The sequence below is a fragment of the Pseudoalteromonas sp. P1-11 genome, from assembly GCF_001399995.1.
GTDB lineage: Bacteria > Pseudomonadota > Gammaproteobacteria > Enterobacterales > Alteromonadaceae > Pseudoalteromonas > Pseudoalteromonas atlantica.
The window spans coordinates 1-5,729 of record NZ_LJSP01000015.1; the positions used below are offsets into that span (position 1 = coordinate 1).

The 5,729-nt window shown below is 39.3% G+C and carries 6 protein-coding genes and 1 pseudogene; 5 read left to right on the plus strand and 2 right to left on the minus strand.

Features of this window, described 5'->3' with window-relative positions; all coding sequences use genetic code 11:
• Positions 1-525: 525 nt before the first annotated feature.
• From AN390_RS17450 to AN390_RS17470, 5 genes are all read left to right on the plus strand, one after another.
• Positions 526-1,035 carry a hypothetical protein gene (locus AN390_RS17450; RefSeq protein ID WP_055016939.1) on the plus strand — a complete coding sequence of 170 codons (510 nt, stop codon included), beginning with the start codon at positions 526-528 and terminating at the stop codon, positions 1,033-1,035.
• Between the two features lie 114 nt (positions 1,036-1,149).
• Positions 1,150-1,971, plus strand: coding sequence for an AraC family transcriptional regulator (locus AN390_RS17455; RefSeq protein ID WP_235576507.1), 822 nt, complete (start codon positions 1,150-1,152; stop codon positions 1,969-1,971).
• Between the two features lie 144 nt (positions 1,972-2,115).
• Entirely contained in the window at positions 2,116-2,916 is an 801-nt protein-coding gene (locus AN390_RS17460; RefSeq protein ID WP_055016937.1) for an SDR family oxidoreductase, read from the plus strand.
• Positions 2,917-2,958: 42 nt separating this feature from the next.
• Positions 2,959-3,318, plus strand: coding sequence for an EthD family reductase (locus AN390_RS17465; protein ID WP_055016936.1), 360 nt, complete (start codon positions 2,959-2,961; stop codon positions 3,316-3,318).
• Between the two features lie 73 nt (positions 3,319-3,391).
• Positions 3,392-4,048, plus strand: a complete 657-nt coding sequence (locus AN390_RS17470; protein ID WP_055016940.1) for a DsbA family oxidoreductase — start codon at positions 3,392-3,394, stop codon at positions 4,046-4,048.
• Here AN390_RS17470 and AN390_RS17475 read toward each other — a convergent pair.
• Together AN390_RS17475 and AN390_RS17485 are read right to left on the minus strand one after the other, a co-directional pair.
• Positions 4,041-5,221, minus strand: a pseudogene (locus tag AN390_RS17475) (IS3 family transposase). The gene AN390_RS17470 and the pseudogene AN390_RS17475 sit on opposite strands and share 8 nt — an antisense overlap.
• A 72-nt stretch (positions 5,222-5,293) precedes the next feature.
• Positions 5,294-5,590, minus strand: a complete 297-nt coding sequence (locus AN390_RS17485) for a hypothetical protein (protein WP_200910106.1) — start codon at positions 5,588-5,590, stop codon at positions 5,294-5,296.
• Positions 5,591-5,729 lie beyond the last annotated feature (139 nt).

Consider the following 5,729-nt stretch of genomic DNA (forward strand, 5'->3'; position numbering starts at 1 on the left):
ATTAACCATTAAAGGAGATGTTACACTTTTAAGTATGCATAACAATAAATTTTGATCAGAAATGTGTCTTTTCAAGCAGTTTATAGCCTGCAATAAAGCTAAAGATTGATCATTTTGAAGCACATCGCTATCAGCTAGCCCCTAGGAATTACAATAAAGTTTGATCAATTTCTGGAAAACTATTGGACAAAAGTAAGTTTGGCTTGTGGGGCGAAATCTACCCATCATAAAGTTTTTCATCTCCCAAACAGCAGAAAGGCACCACTTCAGGTGATGCCGCTCGTAAACGAAACCGGACAATAGATTGGACAATAGCTTCCATCTCTGATCCTCGGTGTCAGATTCACTTTATGCAAAGTATTGTCAATCAAGATAAACTCAATACGTTATTTTCAATAACCTACAATCAATGACAAACTCAAGAAACATTGGACTAATCTGCCCAGTTTTTGACCTTATTTGACAAGTGCCAATGCACAACTTATTACTATTATCTCGTCCATCTAATCAATGATGGGAATCGTAATGAAAACAATATCAATCAATTCAAAAAATTTAGCCCGTGCAACCTTCGTATGGCTCGCGATATTTACCGTTTATGAAATTGTAGACAGCCTCATGTGGATGACACAGACTTCTACAATGTTTTTAGCTCACCCTGCATTAGGAAAATTTTCCGGTTATGATGCAGCTATGATGGGAGACGGTTCACTACAACGTTTACCAATAATTGTTGGCAAATGGATTGGTATGGCGAAGTTCTTTTTAACCGGAGCGCTACTTACCGTGCTCATTTTTGGTAATAATAAAGCAAGAGGATTTCTGTTTGCGTGGAGTTTTATATGTCTGATGATTATGAGTGCCGCACTGTACCCAACACTTGATCATATTGCAGTGCAGTACCCCGAAGACTTCTCTAATGGTTTTTCAAAAATGTGGACACTTGAGACCTTGGTTGGTGTGTTTAGTGGTATCTTTTGCGTAGTTGCGATTGCTTCAGAAGTTCTTGCTCAGCAGGGAAAATTACAACATTAAAAATACCCATCATTACTTTAGTTACAAGATGAATCTATTAGTCAGTAAGCCGAGTGAGTAGATATCTTTAATCTGCTTTATCCTAATCGTAGTGTTATGAACGGTGCCTTAAAAATGAAAACAATCAAATATAATGGACGTGTTGTTTTTCAAAAACAAGATATCCCCAGTTTCAAGCGTATGCCGCGTGTGTTTGTAGACAGTGAAGCCTGTTTTGCGTTTGTTACGAATGGTAATTTTAACGTCAGGGAGCAGACAGAATCTGTTTCATTGAACAAAAACTGCGGAGTACTAGCAAAATGCACCAACTACTTTTATGAAAATACCAGCTACCATAATGATGAAGGTGTAGGTGAAGCAATTGGCATCTTGCTTTACCCTGAAATATTTCAGTCACTGTTTAACTTTGATATTAGCCAGTCAAACTACAGGGTTGATTATAATATTATGCAGGTTGAAGTGGATAGATTGCTTGAGCACTATCGCGACAGCATTAGCATATTGCTAGACTCTCCAGAGTTGGCGGATGATTTGCTTATCGAGAGTAAGCTACGTGAATTTGTCATTCTTATGGCGAAAAGAACCAATGCCCCGTCTGAACTCGATTTTCTTGCTTCCATGTTTAAACCTAATTTTGCTAAATTTGAAGATATTATCCAAAGTAATCTGTATGCGGATCTGAGTGTGAATGAGTTGGCGGCATTGTGTCATATGAGTGTTTCTACCTTTAAACGTAAGTTTAAAGAGGTGTATTCAGAACCACCAATGAAATACATTACCAAATTAAAAATCAACAAAGCTAAGGTGTTACTGAAAGATAATAACTTACGTATCTCTGACATCGTTTTTGAAACGGGTTTCGAATCGATTTCCACCTTTAACCGTACCTTCAAAGGACAAACCGGTCTATCTCCTTCTGAATTTCGTTTAGCTTGACAACCACACTTATCCCTTCTATTCAGATTATGATTGGCTCGTTTGAGCTAATCTGAGCAATATTTGAACTTTTCTGAAGAGCCTACCTTCTCTGATTTCCATATAATTACCCCATCAATTAAACACAGATAAAGGTAACGAATTATGGGTATCAGCTTTAAAGAAAAATATGGCGATTGGGCTCTTATCACAGGTGCAACGTCTGGCATCGGTGCTGAAATGGCCAGCCAGATTGCAGCAAAGGGATTAAATATTGTTTTGGTTGCTCGTCGAGAAAAAGAACTTGAAGAGCACGCAGCATTGCTTGCGGATCGTTATGGAATTAAAACAATGATTGTTTCAGCAGATTTAGCTACTACTGAAGGGGTTGAAAAAGTTAAGCAGGTGAAGCAAGAAATAGGTTTGTTGGTACTCGCAGCAGGTGTTGAAATAAATGGTTCATTTGCTAAGACATCGTTAGCTAAAGAATTACAGATGGTGCAGCTTAATGTTACCTCGGTATTGCAACTGACTCACCACTTTACACCCGCTATGGTGGAAAGAAAACGCGGTGGCATTCTAATGGTTTCAAGCCTTTCAGGTCATATGGTTTCTCCATATTTTTCAAATTATGCAGGTACCAAAGCCTATGTTCTTCAGCTGGGGGCATCTCTTCATGGCGAGCTTAAGCCCAAGGGTATTGATGTAACCGTTCTTTCTCCGGGGCTAACTAGCACTCCGATGACTGCGGACAATGGTGTTGATTGGGCCAAATTACCGATGGTTGCAAAAGACCCTGCGGAAGTAGCAGAAATTGCTATCAAAGGTCTAGGTAAAAAAGCGGTTGTGGTTCCCGGTAAACGAAATCGAATGACTGCTATTCTTTCTGGAATAATTCCCCACCAAAAGCAGGCCACGATGGGTGAGTCAATGATTGGCAAAGCAATGCCTAAGAACAAAATGTAAAACTCAACTACTTAAAACTTAACTTAAAGAAAAGGTAAAACAATGATTAAAGCATACGTACTGTACCCAAATAAAGATGATGTTATTTTTGATTTTGATTACTACTGCAACAAACATGTTCCTATGATCGGAGAGCTGTTGGGAGAGGCCGTAAAAGGGGCAACTGTCGATGCAGGGGTTGCCAGTGTAGTTCCCGGCGAAGCTGCGCCATATGTGGCAATCAGTACCATTTCATTTGAATCTTTAGAGTCATTTCAAACTGCTTTTGGCCCAAATGCAGAAAAGATAAAAACCGATGTTCCAAACTTTACTAATACCGCTCCGACAATCCAGCTTTGCGAGCAAAAATATAAACCGTCAGTTTTCAAATGTGAAAATAAGCAGGATACGAATAGCCAATAAATTTGGGTTCTGCTTAAAGTTATTTTGGTAAAACAAATCAAAGGCGAAAGTCATGGGAGTATTGGGAATAAATATGAGCAAGAAGATCAAATTAGATATTGTCTCAGATGTGGTTTGTCCTTGGTGCATTATCGGTTATAAGCGTTTAGATGCCGCCATAAAAGAGCTTGGTATGGAAGATAACATTAAGATTGAGTGGCAACCGTTTCAGCTAAATCCAGATATGCCACCTGAAGGTGAAGACTTACGTGCCCACCTCAAAAGAAAGTACGGCACCACACTGGAAGATAGTATTCGTTTCAGAAAAGAGATGGCAGAGCTTGGAGAAGAAGTTGGATTTAAATTCGACTACTTTGACGGACTAAAAGCGGTAAATACGCTTGATGCTCATATTCTTCTAGAATACGCAAAAAGTGTAGGTAAGCAAACCGAGCTTAAAAATAGATTATTTGCTTCGTTTTACAGCGAGCAAAAAGATATATCCAACAAAAGTATCCTCGAACAAGAGCTGCAAAGTGTGGGTCTCAATGTTGACGACGCAATGGCATGTCTTGATGACGATATTCTGCGAAATCATGTCCGAGCGCAGGAACAACAATGGAAACAAACGGGTATATCAGGAGTTCCAACGATTGTATTCAATCGTGAGAGTGCTATATCTGGAGCCCAATCAGTGGATACGTATAAGCAAGTATTAACTGAATTAGCTAAGGCTGTAGTGGTCAACTAATTTTGGCCACAGTTTTAGAATATTGATATCTAATCTCAGATTCATTCGGCGCTAAACCAGCATTTTAATGATGTGGTCTAACATTATTGTAATATCCGTTGATATAATCACTCACACTATATTTAGCGTCTCTAAAGTTTTCATATCCAACTTTTGGCATCCATTCCGTTTTAAAGCTTCTAAAAAATCGTTCCATTGGCGCATTATCCCAACAATTTCCGCGCCTGCTCATACTTTGTTTGATTTTATAGCGCCATAAACGTTGGCGATATTTTAAACTGGTATAGTGACTACCCTGGTCTGAATGAAACATCAGTCCTGTCGGTTTTCCTCTGCTTTCATACGCGAGTTCAAGCGCTTTTAGCGTTAAATTAGTATCTGGCGACAACGATATGGCCCAGCCAACTACTTTACGTGCAAATAAATCAATAATAACGACTAAATAAGCCCAGCGATTGCCTACCCAAATATACGTCACATCACCGCACCACACGGTATCTGGCTCAACAACATCAAATTGTCTATCAAGCAGGTTTGGAATTTCAAGGTGTTCATTACCACCGCGTTTATATGAATGTTGAGGTACTTGGCAGCTTTCAAGCTTTAATTTAACCATTAGCTTAGCTGCACGATAACGACTCAATTCAAAATCATTGTTCGTTGCTATTGCCGCGATTGTCCGCGCCCCAGCTGAACCGCCACTCATTGCATGTATTGCCTTTACTTCCGCTTCTAACCTTACTTGCTCAGGTGTTGGCGTCGTATCCCGTATGGCCCAATATTTATAGCTGCTGCGATGTACATTAAATACGCTACACAACACGTTAATTGGGTAACGCTCTCGTTGATTTAATTTCTCAATTAACGAGAATTGTTCAGGGAGTCGGACATCAAGAGAGCGGTAGCCTTTTTTAATATATCCTTTTCTAATTCAATGCGTTGTATTTGCTTTTTAAGTTCGCGGATTTCAATTTGTTCGGGTGTCATTGGTGAAGCCAATGGTGACTGGCCATTTCGTTCTTGCTTTAATTGTGTGACCCATTTACTTACAGTTGATTTACCAACACCCATAGCCTTGGCTGCATCTTCTTGCGTGTAGCCTTGATCAACCACAAGCTGTGCTGTTTCTAATTTGATTGCCGCAGAATACGTTGCGCGTTTTAATTTCGTCATTTTTTCACCCAAATTTGTATGCTTATTAGCATAACATTTCTTTCTTAATGGGTGGCCAAATTAACTATGCCACTACATACCTAGCTGGCGGCAAATAATTAAAGAGTCAGCGAGAGGAATTGGAAACTGCTCTCGAATGTCGATGACCTCTTTACACCAATCGAACACCAAAAATGCGGCAAGCTCATTTCCAGAGAAAAAGTGATGAACTCGGCCAACAGTAGCACTTTTAACACGAACGCTTTCGACAGAACTGCTGAACTCTCCGACTTTAATGAAAGAAACATAGTCCTTTCCCGTCCCTTCGCCTCGTTTTTCATCTAAACGCTTTTGGTCTTTCTTATTGAGTGGCTTATCTGCATCTGACATAAAAAACCTCCGACTAAGCTAAACTTAGCAGGAGGTTAAAAATGTTCAATATTTATTGTATATGATCAGACATTATTGTAACTGATCAAACTTTATTGTTATGCATACTTAAAAGTGTAACATCTCCTTTAATGGTTAA

Bases quoted from the DNA above. Each gene is read 5' to 3' on its own strand.
- AN390_RS17450 (WP_055016939.1), top strand. From the start codon at position 526: ATGAAAACAATATCAATCAATTCAAAAAATTTAGCCCGTGCAACCTTC.
- AN390_RS17455 (WP_235576507.1), top strand. From the start codon at position 1,150: ATGAAAACAATCAAATATAATGGACGTGTTGTTTTTCAAAAACAAGAT.
- AN390_RS17460 (WP_055016937.1), top strand. From the start codon at position 2,116: ATGGGTATCAGCTTTAAAGAAAAATATGGCGATTGGGCTCTTATCACA.
- AN390_RS17465 (WP_055016936.1), top strand. From the start codon at position 2,959: ATGATTAAAGCATACGTACTGTACCCAAATAAAGATGATGTTATTTTT.
- AN390_RS17470 (WP_055016940.1), top strand. From the start codon at position 3,392: ATGAGCAAGAAGATCAAATTAGATATTGTCTCAGATGTGGTTTGTCCT.
- AN390_RS17485 (WP_200910106.1), bottom strand. From the start codon at position 5,590: ATGTCAGATGCAGATAAGCCACTCAATAAGAAAGACCAAAAGCGTTTA.